The organism is Arthrobacter sp. efr-133-TYG-104 (genome assembly GCF_030208915.1).
GTDB lineage: Bacteria > Actinomycetota > Actinomycetes > Actinomycetales > Micrococcaceae > Arthrobacter.
Map to the genome: position 1 here is coordinate 60,933 of NZ_JARVTA010000016.1, position 16,099 is coordinate 77,031.

Below are 16,099 nucleotides of genomic sequence, written 5' to 3' on the forward strand. Positions count from 1 at the left end.
ACGCGCTCCTGTGCCCCAGGAAGCTATTGAGAGAAGGACCCTACATTGGCTCCCAAGAAGAAGGTCACCGGCCTCATCAAGCTGCAGATCCAGGCAGGTGCCGCTAACCCGGCTCCGCCAATCGGTCCTGCACTTGGCCAGCACGGTGTCAACATCATGGAATTCTGCAAGGCGTACAACGCTGCAACGGAATCCCAGCGCGGAAACGTTATCCCCGTTGAAATCACGGTTTACGAAGACCGTTCCTTCACGTTCATCACCAAGACCCCGCCGGCTGCAGAGCTCATCAAGAAGGCGGCAGGCGTTGCCAAGGGTTCAGCTACCCCGCACACCGTCAAGGTTGCCAAGCTGACCCAGGCCCAGGTCGAAGAGATCGCTTCCACCAAGATGGAAGACCTCAACGCCAACGACATCAAGGCCGCTGCCCTGATCATCGCCGGCACCGCCCGCTCCATGGGTATCACCGTAGAGGGCTAGTCAGCCTTCGAAAGCCATCCATGGCTTTCAACCCGCCGGGCAACCGGCACCAAAAATCGAAATGTCGTCAGGATCCACGCCGGATCCACGACTGTGGCAGGGCCCAGCGCGGTCCGCAGACCACAACTGCACAAGGAGAAACAGCAGCATGGCAAAGCGCAGCAAAGCATATGAGGCAGCCGTAGCCAAGATCGAGGCAGACAAGGTCTACGCCCCGGTCGAGGCCATTAACCTCGCGAAGGAAACCAACCCTTCCAAGTTCGACGCAACCGTTGAGGTCGCTTTCCGTTTGGGCGTTGACCCCCGTAAGGCCGACCAGATGGTTCGTGGCACCGTCAACCTGCCGCACGGCACCGGTAAGACCGCCCGCGTCCTCGTTTTCGCAACCGGCGACAAGGCTGAAGCAGCAATCGCTGCCGGCGCCGACTTCGTTGGTTCCGATGACCTGATCGAAAAGATCGCCGGCGGCTGGACCGACTTCGACGCCGCAGTGGCAACCCCGGACCTCATGGGCAAGGTTGGCCGCCTCGGTAAGGTCCTCGGCCCCCGTAACCTCATGCCGAACCCGAAGACCGGCACGGTTACCCCGGATGTCACCAAAGCTGTCAACGACATCAAGGGCGGCAAGATCGACTTCCGCGTCGACAAGCACTCGAACCTGCACTTCATCATCGGCAAGGTTTCCTTCGACGCCAACAAGTTGGCCGAGAACTACGCGGCTGCACTGGAAGAGGTGCTTCGTTTGAAGCCGTCCGCTTCCAAGGGCCGCTACATCCAGAAGGCCACCGTTGCCACCACGTTCGGCCCGGGCATCACCGTTGACCCGAACGTCACCAAGGTTCTCGTCGAGGCGTAAGCATCGGGAGCGCTGGCTCTGATAAAAGGACCGTCCGGCATAGCCGGGCGGTCCTTTTTCTTGCCGTCGCTGTCCCCAGCGGACGCACCGCCGTAGGCTGTGGTGCGTGTCGACGTCGAACTCTTCTGTCAATGGCGGCGTATCCGTGCAGCGGATCCCGGTGCCGCATAGTCCCGCGGCGCCCGGAGCGTCCGACTTCCACGCGTTCCACGAGTTGACGGTGTCCCACGAGATGGAACTCTGGGGAAACCTGGACCGCTGCCCCACGTGGGCCGAAGCCGTCCTGTTTTGGCAGGGCAACGATTATGAGGAGCGGCACGTATACCTGGCACACATCGGCGGTGTCCCCGTGGGAGCCGGCACGCTGACGCTCCCGATCTCGGAGAATACGACGACGGCGGGTGTGGACGTCCTCATCCGGCCAGGTTATCGGCGGCGCGGCTTAGGCTCGTTGATCCTCGGTGTGCTGGAGCAGGCGGCTTACGACCGGACCCGGGTTTCCTTTGATGCGTATTTCGGAGGGCCGATCGCGGCGGTGGAGGCGGGCTCCGATATTTTGGCGGCGAAATCCGGCTCTGGCGGCGTCCCCCGGTCTTGGGCAGCCACGTGTTTCGCCCTCCACCACGGTTATTCCTTGGAGCAAGTGGAGACCAGCAGCGTCCTTTCCCTCCCCATCCCGGCCGAGCGCCGCCTGGACGTCGAGGGGGACGCGCTGCGGCACGCATCGGGTTACAGCACCGTGACGTGGCATGACGCGTGCCCTGATGCGCTGATAGGTGCGTTCGCTCGACTTAAGAGCCTCATGAGCACGGAGGTGCCTATCGCCGGCATGGGCTGGGAGGGCGAGCAATGGAATGCCGCCCGCGTCCGGCAGGAGGAAGCAACGTGGGACGCCAGCGGGCTCCGGTCCGTGGTGGCCGTTGCCCGGCATGATGCCACTGGGGAGTTGGCGGCGTACACGGCCATGACTCATCGTGACCAGACACCCGCCATGCTCTATCAAGAGGACACATTGGTGGCTCCGGAACACCGCGGACACAGGCTGGGCATGGTCGTCAAGGTCGCAAATCTTCGCCAGGCCACAGAGCGGTGGCCGCACGCCACAGCCGTCTTGACATGGAACGCCACCGAAAACCAGCATATGCTGGCCATAAATATCGCCCTTGGATTCAAGCCTTCCGGGTTTGAAGGCGCATGGCAGAAACGGCTGGGATGACTGTAAACGACGCGCCGACCGTTCATATCGAGCAATTGTGGGTCCCGGATAACCTCGACAGCCCCGACGCCGTTGATTTCCTGGATGCGGTGGAAGTGGGGCGTCGGGTCCGAATGCAGACGTGGGGAAGCGATGACCTCGCTTACACACCACTTGAAAAGCTGCTCGAATTTTCCGATCCGTACGAGCGGCAACTGATCCTGGTAGCGAAAATCGGCGGCGTCATTGTGGGCACGGTGGACATCGCTTTTCCCTTGGCGGACAACCAGGACCTTGCCGAGTTCACCTTGGACATCCTCCCTGAGGCCCAAGGGCGCGGAGTGGGGCGTCAGCTCCTGGAAGCAGCGGAGGAACTGGCGCTGGCCGAGGGCAGGACCATGATCCTGGTGGACACGAACCACCCGGCAACCTCGCTGACTGAGGTGCCCGAGGACCAGCTGATACCCGGGAGTGGTGCCGGATTCATTCCGGTCAGCAGCAGGGAAGCGGACTTCGCCACGAGTGCTGGCTACACCTTGCAACACATCGAACAGTTCAGTTCCTGCGCGCTGCCCCTTGATTCCAAGCTGGCGGCTGATCTTCAGCGGGAAGCGGAAGAAGCCAACTCGGGCCGCTACGCCCTCCACCACTGGACGGACCGGTGCCCTGAGAAATGGCTTGAAGCGGTAGCCGTGCTGGAGAACGCTGCCGGGGAGGTAGTCCATGACGGCGGGGCGGACGAGCCTGCAGCCGCGCTGGCAACCGGCATGGTCTTTGACGCAGCAGTGCTGCGTGAAACCGAAGACGCCGCGTTGGCGCAGGGCAGGCGCACGGTGGTCACCGCCGTCGAGCATCTCGCCACCGAGCGCATCGTGGGGCTGACCACCATCAGCGTGCTGGCGCACCGCCAGGACGTTGTCTTCCAGGACGATACCCTGGTCCTGCAAGAACACCGGGGTAATAAGCTCGGATTGCTGATCAAGGTATCCAACATGGAACGGCTTACGGAGCAGTTCCCGGACGCTCGCGTCATTTACACGTGGAACGCCCCCGAAAACCGGTACCTCCTGACGGTGAACAAGCAGTTGGGATTCACGACGGCGGGTGTCACCGGCCTGTGGCAAAAGGAGTTCCCGGCCCGAGGACCAAGGGTGTCCTCATCGGAGTAGTGCCGGGCCGATTTGGTTTGCCGGACAGTCTCCCGTAGCCTTGAAGTACCAAAGACCGTCGGTTGATGGGAATCCACTCTTTCGAGCACAGCTCAACTCTGCAGCCACGCCCCTGAGATCCAAGTGAATTCCTTGACGAAGGACCCTGAACATAGGGCGGCCGGCGCAGGTGAACGAAGCGAGTCTCCACGCACTGAGCGTGTTGAGCCAAGCCCCGTGCATCTGCGCGGGGCGTTTTTAGTTTTTGCTCTCGTGAGCGGGGACCCGGAAGACCGGCTTTTATCCCCGGAAGGAGGGTTATGACAACGCCTAGCAAGGTCTCCGCAGTTGCAGAGATCACCACCGATTTCCAGGAATCGAACGCGGCTGTCCTGACCGAATACCGCGGGCTCACTGTTGCACAGCTCAAGGAACTGCGTGTTGCGCTCGGCCAGGACACCAAGTTCTCGGTCGTCAAGAACACCCTGAGCGCCATTGCAGCCAAGGAAGCTGGAGTTGAAGCATTCAACGAGCAGCTTTCCGGCCCCACTGCAATCGCCTTCATCAAGGGTGACGCTGTTGCTGCTGCCAAGAGCCTGACGGACTTTGCCAAGGCCAACAAGCAGCTGGTTATCAAGACCGGTTACTTCGAGGGCAAGGCACTGGACGCAGAAGGTGTTGCCGCGCTGGCAGCCCTTGAGTCCCGCGAGCTGCAGCTTGCACGTGTTGCCGGTGTCCTCAAGGCTCCCGCATCCGCTGCCGCACGCATCATCGACGCCCTGCGCCTCAAGCTTGAAGAAGAGGGCGGCGCACCTGCGGCTGCCGCTGAAGAAGCTCCGGCCGCCGAGGCTGCTGAAGAGCCCGCTGCTGAAGAGGTTGCGGCTCCGGCCGAAGCCGCTGAAGCTGCACCCGAAGAGAACTAAGTTCTCTCCCAATCAAACTCTGGCGCATGGACTGGCTTAGCCGGATCTGCACCAACTAATGGAAGGACGCCACCATGGCGAAGCTCAGCAACGAAGAGCTCATTGAAGCTTTCAAGGAACTGACCATCATCGAGCTCTCCGAGTTCGTCAAGCTCTTCGAAGAGACCTTCGAAGTTACCGCTGCTGCTGTTGCAGTTGCTGGCCCCGCTGCCGGTGCTGCTGAAGCTGTTGAAGAGAAGACCGACTTCGACGTCATTCTCGAAGCTGCTGGCGAAAAGAAGATCGCAGTGATCAAGGAAGTTCGCGCTATCACCTCCCTCGGCCTCAAGGAAGCCAAGGACCTGGTTGACAGTGCACCGAAGGCTGTTCTCGAAGGCGCCACCAAGGAAGCCGCAGAGAAGGCAAAGGCTCAGCTCGAAGAAGCTGGCGCCACCGTTACCCTCAAGTAACACCTCTTACGCAGGAAGCCCCGCCCGGTTCGCCGAGCGGGGCTTCCTGCGTTAACCCGACCCAACTAGGGGACAGATCAGGCCGTTCTGAGTGGTCACTAGGCCATGATCTGTCCCCTAGTTGGGTTCGCTGATGTCCGCCACGATCGCCCCAAGCGCTGAGGTGAGCGCGTCTGCGTCCACGAAGGCGCTACGGCCGTGGGCGCCTGCCCCCATGGATATCCGGCGCCCCGTGATGGTGGCATCCGCGTAGACAGGCCACCGGGTGGTGCTTCCCAATGGTGTGATGGTCCCGCGTTCATAACCCGTGGCAGCCAACGCGACGTCGGCATGGGGGAGTGAGAGCTTGTTGACCCCCACAAGGGCCCTCAACTTTGGCCACGAGATCTGCCGGTCACCTGGAATAAGGGCGAACAGGAAGCTACCGTCGCGGTGCTTGACCACCAACGATTTCACGATGTCGCCCGGGCTGATGCCCAGGATGCCCGCCGCCTCTTCCAAGCTGTTGGCGGCCGGACGCTCGACGACGTCGACGTCCAGCCCGCGCGCTGCGGCGTCAGCGAGGAACCTCTGTCCGCCGTCGTTCATGTCCTCCACGGTGTGCCCCTAAATACGGTGTGCCCGTTAGTCGCGGTAGAGGAGGAGGGCTTCGCCTTGGCCGCCGCCACCGCACAGGGACACAGCAGCTTTGCCGGAACCCCTGCGTTTGAGTTCGTGCGCAGCGTGGAGGGCCAGCCGCGCCCCGGACGCACCAATGGGGTGGCCCAATGCAATGGCCCCACCGTGGATGTTGCACTTCTCCAGCGGGTAGTTGAGGTCCTTCAACGACTGGACGGCAACGGAGCCGAAGGCCTCGTTGATTTCGATGAAATCCAAGTCTTCCGCGGTCCAACCGGCCTTCTTCAACGCTTGGGCAATGGCGTTGGAGGGTTGGGAGTGCAGGGAGTTGTCCGGGCCCGCTACCTGCCCCGGTTTGCCGACGACGGCCAAGTAGCCCAAACCGTTGTCCTCGGCGAAACGGCGACTCGTGAGCACCAGGGCGGAGGCGCCGTCGGACAGGGGAGAGGAGTTGCCTGCCGTGATGGTGCCGTCCGTCGCGAAAGCCGCCTTCAGCGGTGCCAGTGTTTCTACCGTTGTGTTGGGCCGCACTCCCTCGTCAGTTGCGAGGACCAGCGCGTCACCCTTGCGCTGCTTGACGCTGACGGGAGCAATTTCGACGTCGAAAGTTCCGTCCGCGATCGCAGTTGCGGCGCGCTGATGGGACGCGGCAGCCACTTGGTCCTGGGAAGCGCGGTCGATCCCCAGGGTGACGTTCTTGGATTCAGTGGACAGCCCCATCGACTGCCCGTCGAAGGCATCGGTAAGCCCGTCATGGGCGGCGACGTCCAGCGCTTGGATGGAGCCGTAGGTCCAACCCTGCCGGGATCCGGGCAGGAGATGTGGAGCCCGGGTCATGGATTCCTGTCCGCCGGCCACGACCACAGTTGCATCGCCACCGCGAATCATCCGCGCTGCGTCAATCACGGCCGTCAGGCCGGACAGGCAGACCTTATTGATGGTGACCGCAGGGATGTTCCAACCCAAGCCAGCTGCGATCGCGCTCTGCCGGGCCGGGTTTTGGCCAGCTCCGGCCTGCAGCACCTGCCCCATGATGACGGCGTCAACCTGTTCGGCCTTTACGCCGCTGGACTCAAGCGCCGCAGCGATGGCATGGGCGCCCAGATCGACGGCGGTGAAGGACGCGAGTTGCCCGTTGAGCCGACCCTGTGGGGTGCGGGAAGCGGCAAGGATGACAACATCGTTGTCGTCAGCGGAGGTGGTCATGATCTCTCTTCCGGTTGCAATGTGTAGCAAGGTTACCGCGGGGTGTGCGCTACCAGTTCAGCACCCTTCAACTACAACGGGAGTAATGCGCCTTGGATTCCCAACTGCCCGGTTCATAGGTACCCGGATTCTCAAGATTAGAACCATCCCGGACCGCAGGATTGGTGCTTGCATTCCCGGACGATCTGGGGTAGACAGGAAGGCTGCTTTGCCGTATTGTAGATATTTGCGTCTTCCCTGTTAACCTTCAGCCTTCATATAGCGGTGGGCTTTACCTCTCAGCTGCGCCATTGACGTGCCGTTCCTAACGTGCACTTTAGTGGGCAGCCTGGGTCCGGGTCATATAGCGGAACCGGAATAAGTGTCCTGCGGAGCATTCTGCCGGATGCAAACGGGGGAGATCTGAAAACGCCTGAAGGTCTGTGGAAGGATCCCTCTTGGTCGCCTCGAGCACCTCTAATAACGAAACCGCTAACACGGCAAGCACCGATGGTGCCACCCGCCGCCTCTCATTTGCAAAGATTCACGAACCTTTGGATGTTCCGAATCTTCTCGCCCTGCAGACTGACAGCTTTGACTGGCTTGTCGGAAACGAACGCTGGCAGGCGCGGGTAGCAAAGGCTGTCGAGGAGGGCGACCTCAGCGTCGCCACCACCTCCGGACTTGCCGATATCTTCGAAGAGATCTCCCCCATCGAGGACTTCCAGGGCACTATGTCCTTGAGCTTCTCCGAGCCGGAGTTCGCTGACCCGAAGTACACCATGGCCGAATGCAAAGACCGTGATGCCACGTACTCGGCACCCTTGTACGTCAAGGCCGAGTTCATGAACAACAACACGGGCGAAATCAAGCAGCAGACCGTGTTCATGGGCGACTTCCCGCTGATGACCGAAAAGGGAACGTTCGTTGTCAACGGCACCGAGCGTGTCGTCGTCTCCCAGCTGGTCCGCTCGCCGGGCGCGTACTTTGAGCGCACCGCAGACAAGACCAGTGACAAGGACATCTTCACTGCGAAGATCATCCCGTCCCGTGGCGCATGGTTCGAACTCGAAATCGACAAGCGCGACCAGGTCGGCGTTCGCCTCGACCGCAAGCGCAAGCAGTCGGTGACGGTCCTGCTGAAGGCCCTCGGTTGGACCGAAGGCCAGATCCTGGAAGAGTTCGGCCAGTACGACTCCATGCGCGCAACGCTGGAGAAGGACGCCACCGAGACGCGTGAAGACGCCCTCCTGGACATCTACCGCAAGCTGCGTCCGGGCGAGCCGCCCACAGTCGAGGCTGCCCAGTCCCTGCTGGACAACCTGTACTTCAACGCCAAGCGCTACGATCTGGCCAAGGTCGGCCGCTACAAGATCAACCGCAAGCTTGGTATCGATCGCTCCCTTGGTGACAAGGAAGCTTCGGTCCTGCATGTTGAAGACATCGTTGCCATGATCAAGTTCCTCGTTGCGCTTCACGCCGGCGAGAAGACCCTCATGGGCAAGCGGGATGGTCAGGACCACGAGCTCCGCGTCGAGATCGATGACATCGACCACTTCGGCAACCGTCGCATCCGCGCCGTTGGCGAGCTGATCGAGAACCAGGTCCGCACCGGTCTTTCCCGCATGGAGCGCGTCGTCCGCGAACGCATGACCACGCAGGACGTCGAGGCCATCACGCCGCAGACGCTGATCAACATCCGTCCCGTCGTGGCAGCCATCAAGGAGTTCTTCGGAACTTCACAGCTGTCGCAGTTCATGGACCAGAACAACCCGCTGTCGGGTTTGACCCACAAGCGCCGTCTGTCGGCACTTGGCCCGGGTGGTCTGTCCCGTGACCGTGCCGGCATGGAAGTTCGAGACGTTCACCCGTCCCACTACGGACGTATGTGCCCCATCGAAACCCCTGAAGGCCCGAACATCGGCTTGATCGGTTCGTTGGCTTCCTACGGTCGCATCAACCCGTTCGGTTTCATTGAGACGCCGTACCGTTTGGTGTCCGAAGGCGTTGTTTCGGATGAGGTCCAGTACCTGACCGCCGACGACGAAGCTGAAGTTTTGATCGCACAGGCCAACGCGCCGTTGGACGCTGACAAGAAGTTCTCGGAAGAGACCGTCCTTGTCCGTGCCCGCGGTGGTGGAGGCGAGCCCGTCCTGGTTCCCGCAGGCGAGGTCCAGTTCATGGACGTTTCCCCGCGCCAGATGGTGTCCGTGGCAACGGCGCTTATTCCGTTCCTTGAGCATGACGATGCAAACCGTGCACTCATGGGTGCCAACATGCAGCGCCAGGCAGTGCCGCTGGTCCGTTCCGAGGCTCCTTTCGTGGGCACCGGCATGGAGCGCGCAGCCGCCGTCGACGCCGGTGACGTTGTCATCGCGAAGAAGGCCGGTGTGGTCACCGAGGTTTCCGCCGAGCTCGTTGTCATGATCAATGACGACGGCACGGAGACCAACTACCGCATCAACAAGTTCGCCCGCTCCAACCAGGGCAACTGCTACAACCACCGCGTCCTGGTCAACGAAGGCCAGCGCCTGGAAGTTGGCGGCATCATCGCTGACGGTCCGGCAACGGACCAGGGTGAGCTTGCCCTCGGTAAGAACCTGCTCGTGGCATTCATGTCATGGGAAGGCCACAACTTCGAGGACGCCATCATCCTGTCCCAGCGCATTGTTGCTGAGGACGTCCTTTCCTCCATCCACATCGAGGAGCACGAAATTGATGCCCGCGACACCAAGCTTGGTGCCGAGGAAATCACCCGTGACATCCCCAACGTGTCCGAGGAAGTCCTGGCGGGCTTGGACGAACGCGGCATCATCCACATCGGTGCCGAAGTTGAAGCAGGCGACATCCTGGTGGGTAAGGTCACCCCCAAGGGCGAAACCGAACTCACCCCGGAAGAGCGTCTCCTCCGTGCAATCTTCGGTGAGAAGTCCCGCGAAGTGCGCGACACCTCGTTGAAGGTTCCCCACGGTGAGTCCGGCACGGTCATCGGCGTTCGCGTCTTCGACCGCGACAACGACGACGAACTGCCCCCGGGCGTGAACCAGCTGGTCCGCGTCTACGTTGCAGCCAAGCGTAAGATCACCGACGGCGACAAGCTCGCCGGCCGCCACGGCAACAAGGGTGTTATTTCCAAGATCCTTCCGATCGAGGACATGCCCTTCCTTGCAGACGGTACCCCGGTGGACATCGTCCTGAACCCGCTTGGTGTTCCGGGCCGAATGAACGTTGGCCAGGTCCTGGAAACCCACCTCGGTTGGGTTGCCAAGACCGGTTGGAAGATCGAAGGCGAGCCGGAGTGGGTCAAGAACCTGCCCAACCTGCCCCGCGAAACCGGCCAGACCACCGTTGCCACCCCGGTGTTCGATGGTGCCCGTGAAGAAGAAATCACCGGCCTGCTCGACTCCACCAACGTCACTCGCGACGGCGACCGCCTGATCGATTCCTCCGGCAAGACCCGCCTGTTCGACGGCCGCTCCGGCGAGCCGTTCCCGGACCCGATCTCCGTCGGTTACATGTACATCCTGAAGCTCCACCACTTGGTGGACGACAAGATCCACGCGCGCTCCACCGGCCCGTACTCCATGATCACGCAGCAGCCGCTGGGTGGTAAGGCTCAGTTCGGTGGCCAGCGCTTCGGTGAAATGGAAGTGTGGGCGCTCGAAGCTTACGGTGCCGCTTACACACTTCAGGAACTCCTCACGATCAAGTCTGATGACATCCATGGTCGTGTGAAGGTCTACGAAGCCATCGTCAAGGGCGAGAACATCCCTGAGCCTGGCGTTCCCGAGTCCTTCAAGGTCTTGATCAAGGAAATGCAGTCGTTGTGCCTGAACGTGGAAGTTCTTTCCACCGACGGAACCACGATCGAAATGCGTGACTCTGATGACGCAGTCTTCACGGCTGCGGAAGAACTGGGCATCGATCTGTCTCGTGCAGAGCCCAGTTCCGTAGAAGAGGTTTAGCAGCTATTCCGTCGGGCAGTCATTCAGCACTGCCCGACGGAACAGCTCCCTCTTCCCGTAACCAAGACTTCAGAATTTAGAGAACAAGAGAGAACAGGGACCATATGTCCAGCGAATCCTCCTTCGGCCTCATGCAGATCGGCCTTGCCACCGCGGAAGACATCCGCGGCTGGTCTTACGGCGAGGTCAAGAAGCCGGAAACCATCAACTACCGCACGCTCAAGCCCGAGAAGGACGGCCTCTTCTGCGAGAAGATCTTCGGCCCGTCGCGGGACTGGGAATGCTACTGCGGTAAGTACAAGCGCGTCCGCTTCAAGGGCATCATCTGCGAGCGTTGCGGCGTTGAAGTTACCCGCGCCAAGGTACGCCGCGAGCGGATGGGCCACATCGAACTGGCTGCGCCCGTAACCCACATCTGGTACTTCAAGGGCGTTCCTTCGCGCTTGGGCTACCTGTTGGACCTGGCACCGAAGGACCTTGAGAAGGTCATCTACTTCGCTGCCTACATGATCACCAGCGTTGACACCGAAGCACGTCACGCCGAATTGCCGAACCTCCAGGTTGAGCACGACCTCGAGAAGAAGCAGATGGTGGACAACCGCGACAGCGACATCGCCACGATCGCCCGTGACCTTGAAGACGAGCTTGCCCGTCTTGAAGGTGAAGGTGCCAAGGCTGCCGACAAGAAGAAGGCCCGCGACTCGGCAGACCGCCAGATGGCGAACGTCCGCAAGCGTGCCGACGCCGACATCGAGCGCCTTGAGCAGGTCTGGGACCGTTTCAAGAACCTCAAGGTCGCTGACCTCGAGGGCGATGAAGGTCTCTACCGCGAACTGCGCGACCGTTACGGTCTGTACTTCGAGGGCTCCATGGGTGCCGAGGCCATCAAGAAGCGTCTTGAGACCTTCGACATGCAGGCTGAGGCTGAGTCACTGCGCGACACCATCCAGAACGGCAAGGGCCAGCGTAAGACCCGCGCCCTGAAGCGCCTGAAGGTTGTCAACGCATTCCTGACCACCAACAACAGCCCGCTCGGCATGGTACTCGACGCCGTCCCGGTGATCCCGCCGGAACTGCGCCCCATGGTCCAGTTGGATGGTGGCCGCTTCGCGACCTCCGACCTCAACGACCTCTACCGTCGCGTGATCAACCGCAACAACCGTCTCAAGCGTTTGCTTGACCTGGGTGCTCCGGAGATCATCGTCAACAACGAGAAGCGCATGCTTCAGGAAGCTGTTGACAGCCTCTTTGACAACGGTCGTCGTGGCCGTCCGGTCACGGGTCCGGGCAACCGTCCGCTGAAGTCCCTGAGCGACATGCTCAAGGGCAAGCAGGGACGTTTCCGCCAGAACCTCCTCGGTAAGCGTGTTGACTACTCCGGCCGTTCGGTCATCGTCGTCGGCCCGCAGTTGAAGCTGCACCAGTGTGGCCTGCCGAAGCAGATGGCCTTGGAGCTCTTCAAGCCGTTCGTGATGAAGCGCCTGGTTGACCTCAACCACGCCCAGAACATCAAGTCGGCCAAGCGCATGGTGGAGCGTTACCGTCCGCAGGTTTGGGACGTGCTCGAAGAGATCATCACCGAACACCCGGTGCTGCTCAACCGTGCACCTACCCTGCACCGCCTCGGCATCCAGGCCTTCGAACCCCAGCTTGTGGAAGGCAAGGCAATCCAGCTTCACCCGCTGGTTTGTGGCGCCTTCAACGCTGACTTCGACGGCGACCAGATGGCAGTCCACCTGCCGCTTAGCCCGGAAGCCCAGGCTGAAGCCCGCATCCTGATGCTGTCCTCGAACAACATCCTGAAGCCGTCCGATGGCCGCCCGGTGACCCTTCCTTCGCAGGATATGATCATCGGCCTGTACCACCTGACCACCAAGCGCGTCGGTTCCGCCGGCGAGGGCCGCATCTTCTCCTCGGTTTCGGAAGCGATCATGGCGTACGACGCCCGTGACCTGCACCTGAACTCCCAGGTCAAGATCCGTCTCGACGACTTCGTGCCGTACGCGGGTTGGGAAGCTCCCGAAGGCTGGGAGCCCGGTCAGCCGGCGCTTGTCCAGACCTCCTTGGGCCAGGTCATCTTCAACCAGACGCTGCCCGAGGACTACCCCTGGGTTGAGGCTGTTGCCGACAAGGGCGAACTGTCCCGGATCGTCAACGACCTCGCTGAGCGCTACCCGAAGGTGGTTACGGCGGCAACGCTGGACAACCTGAAGGATGCCGGTTTCTACTGGGCAACCCGCTCGGGCGTCACCGTTGCGATCTCTGACATCGAGGTTCCCAAGGACAAGCCTGTCATCCTGGCCGGGTACGAGAACATGGCTGCCAAGATCCAGGGCCAGTACGACAAGGGCCTGATCGACGACGACGAGCGTCGCCAGGAACTGATCGAAATCTGGAACAAGGCAACCAACGAGATCGCCCAGGCAATGCGCGACAGCCTGTCTCCGATGAACACCATCAACCGCATGGTGTCCTCCGGTGCACGTGGTAACTGGATGCAGGTCCGCCAGATTGCAGGTATCCGTGGTCTTGTGGCCAACCCGAAGGGTGAGATCATCCCGCGCCCCATCAAGTCCTCTTACCGTGAGGGCCTGTCGGTGCTGGAATACTTCATCGCTACGCACGGTGCCCGTAAGGGTCTTGCCGATACCGCCCTGCGTACCGCCAACTCGGGTTACCTGACCCGTCGTTTGGTGGACGTTTCACAGGACGTCATCGTCCGTGAAGAGGACTGCGGTACCGAGCGCGGCTTGGTTACCCCGATCGCCGTGCCGGACTCCAACGGTGAGCTCGTCCTGGACGAGAACGTCGAGAACAGCGCCTACGCACGTACGCTGGCTGTCGACGTCGTCGATGCCCAGGGCAATGTCTTGGCAGCAGGCGGAACCGACTGCGGCGACGTCGTCATCGACCAGCTGCTGGCCGCGGGCATCACCGAGGTCAAGGTCCGTTCGGTGCTCACTTGTGAGTCCAAGGTCGGTACGTGTGCCCTGTGCTACGGCCGTTCGTTGGCAACGGGTAAGACCGTGGACATCGGTGAGGCCGTGGGCATCATCGCCGCACAGTCCATCGGTGAGCCCGGTACCCAGCTGACCATGCGTACGTTCCACACTGGTGGTGCTGTCTCTGCCGGTGGTGGCGATGACATCACCCAGGGTCTGCCCCGTATCCAGGAGCTCTTCGAAGCCCGTACTCCCAAGGGTGTTGCCCCGATTGCTGAAGCAGCCGGTCGCATCACCATCGAAGAGTCCGAGCGTCAGATGCGCTTGGTCATCACTCCGGACGATGGCTCCGAAGAGATCGCCTACCCGGTGCTGCGCCGTTCACGTCTCCTCATCGAGGATGGGGATCACGTCAGCGTCGGCCAGAAGCTGATCAACGGTCCTGTGGACCCGAAGCAGGTTCTGCGCATCATGGGCCCGCGTGCTGCACAGAAGTTCCTCGTGGACGAAGTGCAGGGCGTTTACCGCAGCCAGGGTATTGGTATCCACGACAAGCACGTCGAGGTTATCGTCCGCCAGATGCTGCGTCGGGTGACCGTCATCGAATCCGGCGACTCCGACCTGCTCCCCGGCGAGCTGGCAGAGCGCTCACGCTTCGAAGACGAGAACCGTCGCGTAGTGTCCGAGGGCAAGGCACCGGCTTCCGGTCGCCCGGAGCTCATGGGTATCACCAAGGCTTCCTTGGCTACCGAGTCCTGGCTGTCGGCGGCTTCCTTCCAGGAGACCACCCGCGTCCTGACGCAGGCGGCCATGGAAGGCAAGAGCGATCCCTTGCTCGGCCTCAAGGAAAACGTCATCATCGGTAAGCTCATCCCGGCCGGAACGGGCTTGCCCCGTTACACCGAGGTCACTGTGGAGCCGACGGAAGAAGCAAAGGCCAGCCTGTTCACGGGCCCCAGCGCTTTCACCGACTTCTCCTATGACGCCCTCGGGGGAGACGGTGCTCCTGAGTTCCACGCCATCCCGTTGGATGACTACGATCTCGGCAACGACTTCCGCTGAAATTAGTCGGCAGTAGTTAGCGATTGAAGGTCAGGCCCCGCACTTTCAGAGTGCGGGGCCTGATCCGTTAAGCGCGCGCCCGTTAAGTGCCGGCCGGGCCCGTCAGGGGAGGCGCGTGCCGTCAGGGGAGGGGCGTGCCGCCGTCGGACTCCTATACACCCGATTAAGGCGCTTGAGCAAGCCGTGCTAGACTTTTGTTAATTGTTCTGTGTGGCAGTGGATGAAGGCCGCCGCAGCATCATTTTGGTTTTGTTCTCATGGTGCTGGGTGGAGTCTGTTTCCGGGTTGCGGGCAACATGCGCAACGAATGCCGCACTTTTGCACGCCTACCGGAGTTTCGGCCGGCCGCATGAGCAACGCCAAAGTTCCCACGTTCACACCGGCTGGCGCCTGTGTGTGGGGGCAGAGATCAAACAACGGAGAACACGAAAGTGCCTACGATTAACCAGCTGGTCCGCAAGGGCCGCACGCCGAAGGTCTCCAAGACCAAGGCTCCCGCGCTGAAGGGCAGCCCGATGCGCCGCGGTGTTTGCACCCGCGTTTACACCACCACCCCGAAGAAGCCGAACTCGGCTCTGCGTAAGGTGGCACGTGTGCGCCTCAACGGTGGCGTGGAAGTTACCGCTTACATCCCCGGCGTTGGCCACAACCTCCAGGAGCACTCCATCGTGCTCGTCCGTGGTGGTCGTGTGAAGGACCTTCCGGGTGTCCGCTACAAGATCGTCCGCGGCGCACTCGACACCCAGGGTGTCAAGAACCGCAAGCAGGCCCGTAGCCGTTACGGCGCAAAGATGGAGAAGAAGTAATATGCCTCGCAAGGGTCCGGCCCCGAAGCGGCCGCTAGTTTCCGATCCCGTTTACGGCTCCCCGTTGGTCACGCAGCTGATCAACAAGGTCCTGGTTGACGGCAAGAAGTCCACCGCAGAGCGCATCGTTTACGGTGCACTCGAAGGTGCTCGTGCCAAGTCCGGCGGCGACCCCGTTGCCGCCCTCAAGAAGGCCATGGACAACGTCAAGCCTTCCCTCGAGGTGCGTTCACGCCGCGTCGGTGGCGCAACCTACCAGGTTCCGGTTGAGGTCAAGCCGGGTCGCTCCACCGCACTCGCCCTGCGCTGGCTCGTGGGCTACTCCAAGGCTCGCCGGGAGAAGACCATGACCGAGCGTCTCCAGAACGAAATCCTGGATGCCTCCAATGGTCTTGGTGCCGCTGTGAAGCGTCGCGAAGACACCCACAAGATGGCCGAGTCCAACAAGGCCTTCGCACACTACCGCTGGTAAA

At 61.5% G+C, this 16,099-nt stretch carries 12 protein-coding genes; 10 read left to right on the forward strand and 2 right to left on the reverse strand.

The genetic code is table 11. The features are described 5' to 3' along the window. The first annotated feature begins 45 nt into the window (after positions 1–45). The 6 genes from rplK (at position 46) to rplL (ending at position 5,048) form a co-directional block, all read left to right on the forward strand. Positions 46–477 carry a 50S ribosomal protein L11 gene (gene rplK / locus QRN04_RS12470; RefSeq protein ID WP_011775609.1) on the forward strand — a complete coding sequence of 144 codons (432 nt, stop codon included), beginning with the start codon at positions 46–48 and terminating at the stop codon, positions 475–477. Positions 478–625: 148 nt separating this feature from the next. Continuing rightward, positions 626–1,333: a 50S ribosomal protein L1 gene (gene rplA / locus QRN04_RS12475; RefSeq protein ID WP_284976355.1), complete on the forward strand. Its 708-nt coding sequence runs from the start codon at positions 626–628 to the stop codon at positions 1,331–1,333. A 106-nt stretch (positions 1,334–1,439) separates the two neighbouring features. After that, positions 1,440–2,549 carry a GNAT family N-acetyltransferase gene (locus QRN04_RS12480; RefSeq protein WP_284976356.1) on the forward strand — a complete coding sequence of 370 codons (1,110 nt, stop codon included), beginning with the start codon at positions 1,440–1,442 and terminating at the stop codon, positions 2,547–2,549. Next, entirely contained in the window at positions 2,528–3,697 is a 1,170-nt protein-coding gene (locus QRN04_RS12485; protein WP_284976357.1) for a GNAT family N-acetyltransferase, read from the forward strand. Before QRN04_RS12480 ends, QRN04_RS12485 begins: the two co-directional genes overlap by 22 nt. A gap of 299 nt (positions 3,698–3,996) precedes the next feature. Further along, on the forward strand, positions 3,997–4,599 hold the full coding sequence (gene rplJ / locus QRN04_RS12490) for a 50S ribosomal protein L10 (RefSeq protein ID WP_284976358.1): 603 nt from the start codon (positions 3,997–3,999) through the stop codon (positions 4,597–4,599). A 74-nt stretch (positions 4,600–4,673) separates the two neighbouring features. Next, a complete protein-coding gene (rplL, locus tag QRN04_RS12495) occupies positions 4,674–5,048 on the forward strand; it encodes a 50S ribosomal protein L7/L12 (protein ID WP_284976359.1) in 375 nt (124 codons plus the stop codon). Between the two features lie 117 nt (positions 5,049–5,165). Here rplL and QRN04_RS12500 read toward each other — a convergent pair whose 3' ends face one another. Together QRN04_RS12500 and QRN04_RS12505 are read right to left on the reverse strand one after the other, a co-directional pair. After that, on the reverse strand, positions 5,166–5,636 hold the full coding sequence (locus QRN04_RS12500) for an aminoacyl-tRNA deacylase (RefSeq protein ID WP_284976445.1): 471 nt from the start codon (positions 5,634–5,636) through the stop codon (positions 5,166–5,168). 36 nt (positions 5,637–5,672) lie between these two features. Beyond that, positions 5,673–6,872 (reverse strand): acetyl-CoA C-acetyltransferase, encoded by a 1,200-nt coding sequence (locus QRN04_RS12505; protein ID WP_284976360.1) that lies wholly within the window; start codon positions 6,870–6,872, stop codon positions 5,673–5,675. A gap of 437 nt (positions 6,873–7,309) precedes the next feature. Between QRN04_RS12505 and rpoB the strand changes: the two genes are divergently transcribed. The 4 genes from rpoB to rpsG all read left to right on the forward strand — a co-directional run bounded on the left by rpoB (position 7,310) and on the right by rpsG (position 16,098). Continuing rightward, positions 7,310–10,816, forward strand: a complete 3,507-nt coding sequence (rpoB, locus tag QRN04_RS12510; RefSeq protein WP_284976361.1) for a DNA-directed RNA polymerase subunit beta — start codon at positions 7,310–7,312, stop codon at positions 10,814–10,816. Positions 10,817–10,920: 104 nt separating this feature from the next. Then, on the forward strand, positions 10,921–14,820 hold the full coding sequence (locus QRN04_RS12515; protein ID WP_284976362.1) for a DNA-directed RNA polymerase subunit beta': 3,900 nt from the start codon (positions 10,921–10,923) through the stop codon (positions 14,818–14,820). Positions 14,821–15,251: 431 nt separating this feature from the next. After that, entirely contained in the window at positions 15,252–15,626 is a 375-nt protein-coding gene (gene rpsL / locus QRN04_RS12520) for a 30S ribosomal protein S12 (protein WP_009358312.1), read from the forward strand. A 1-nt stretch (position 15,627) separates the two neighbouring features. After that, the gene (rpsG, locus tag QRN04_RS12525; RefSeq protein ID WP_003803829.1) at positions 15,628–16,098 is read left to right on the forward strand and encodes a 30S ribosomal protein S7; all 471 of its coding nucleotides are present in this window, start codon (positions 15,628–15,630) and stop codon (positions 16,096–16,098) included. Position 16,099: the final 1 nt, after the last annotated feature.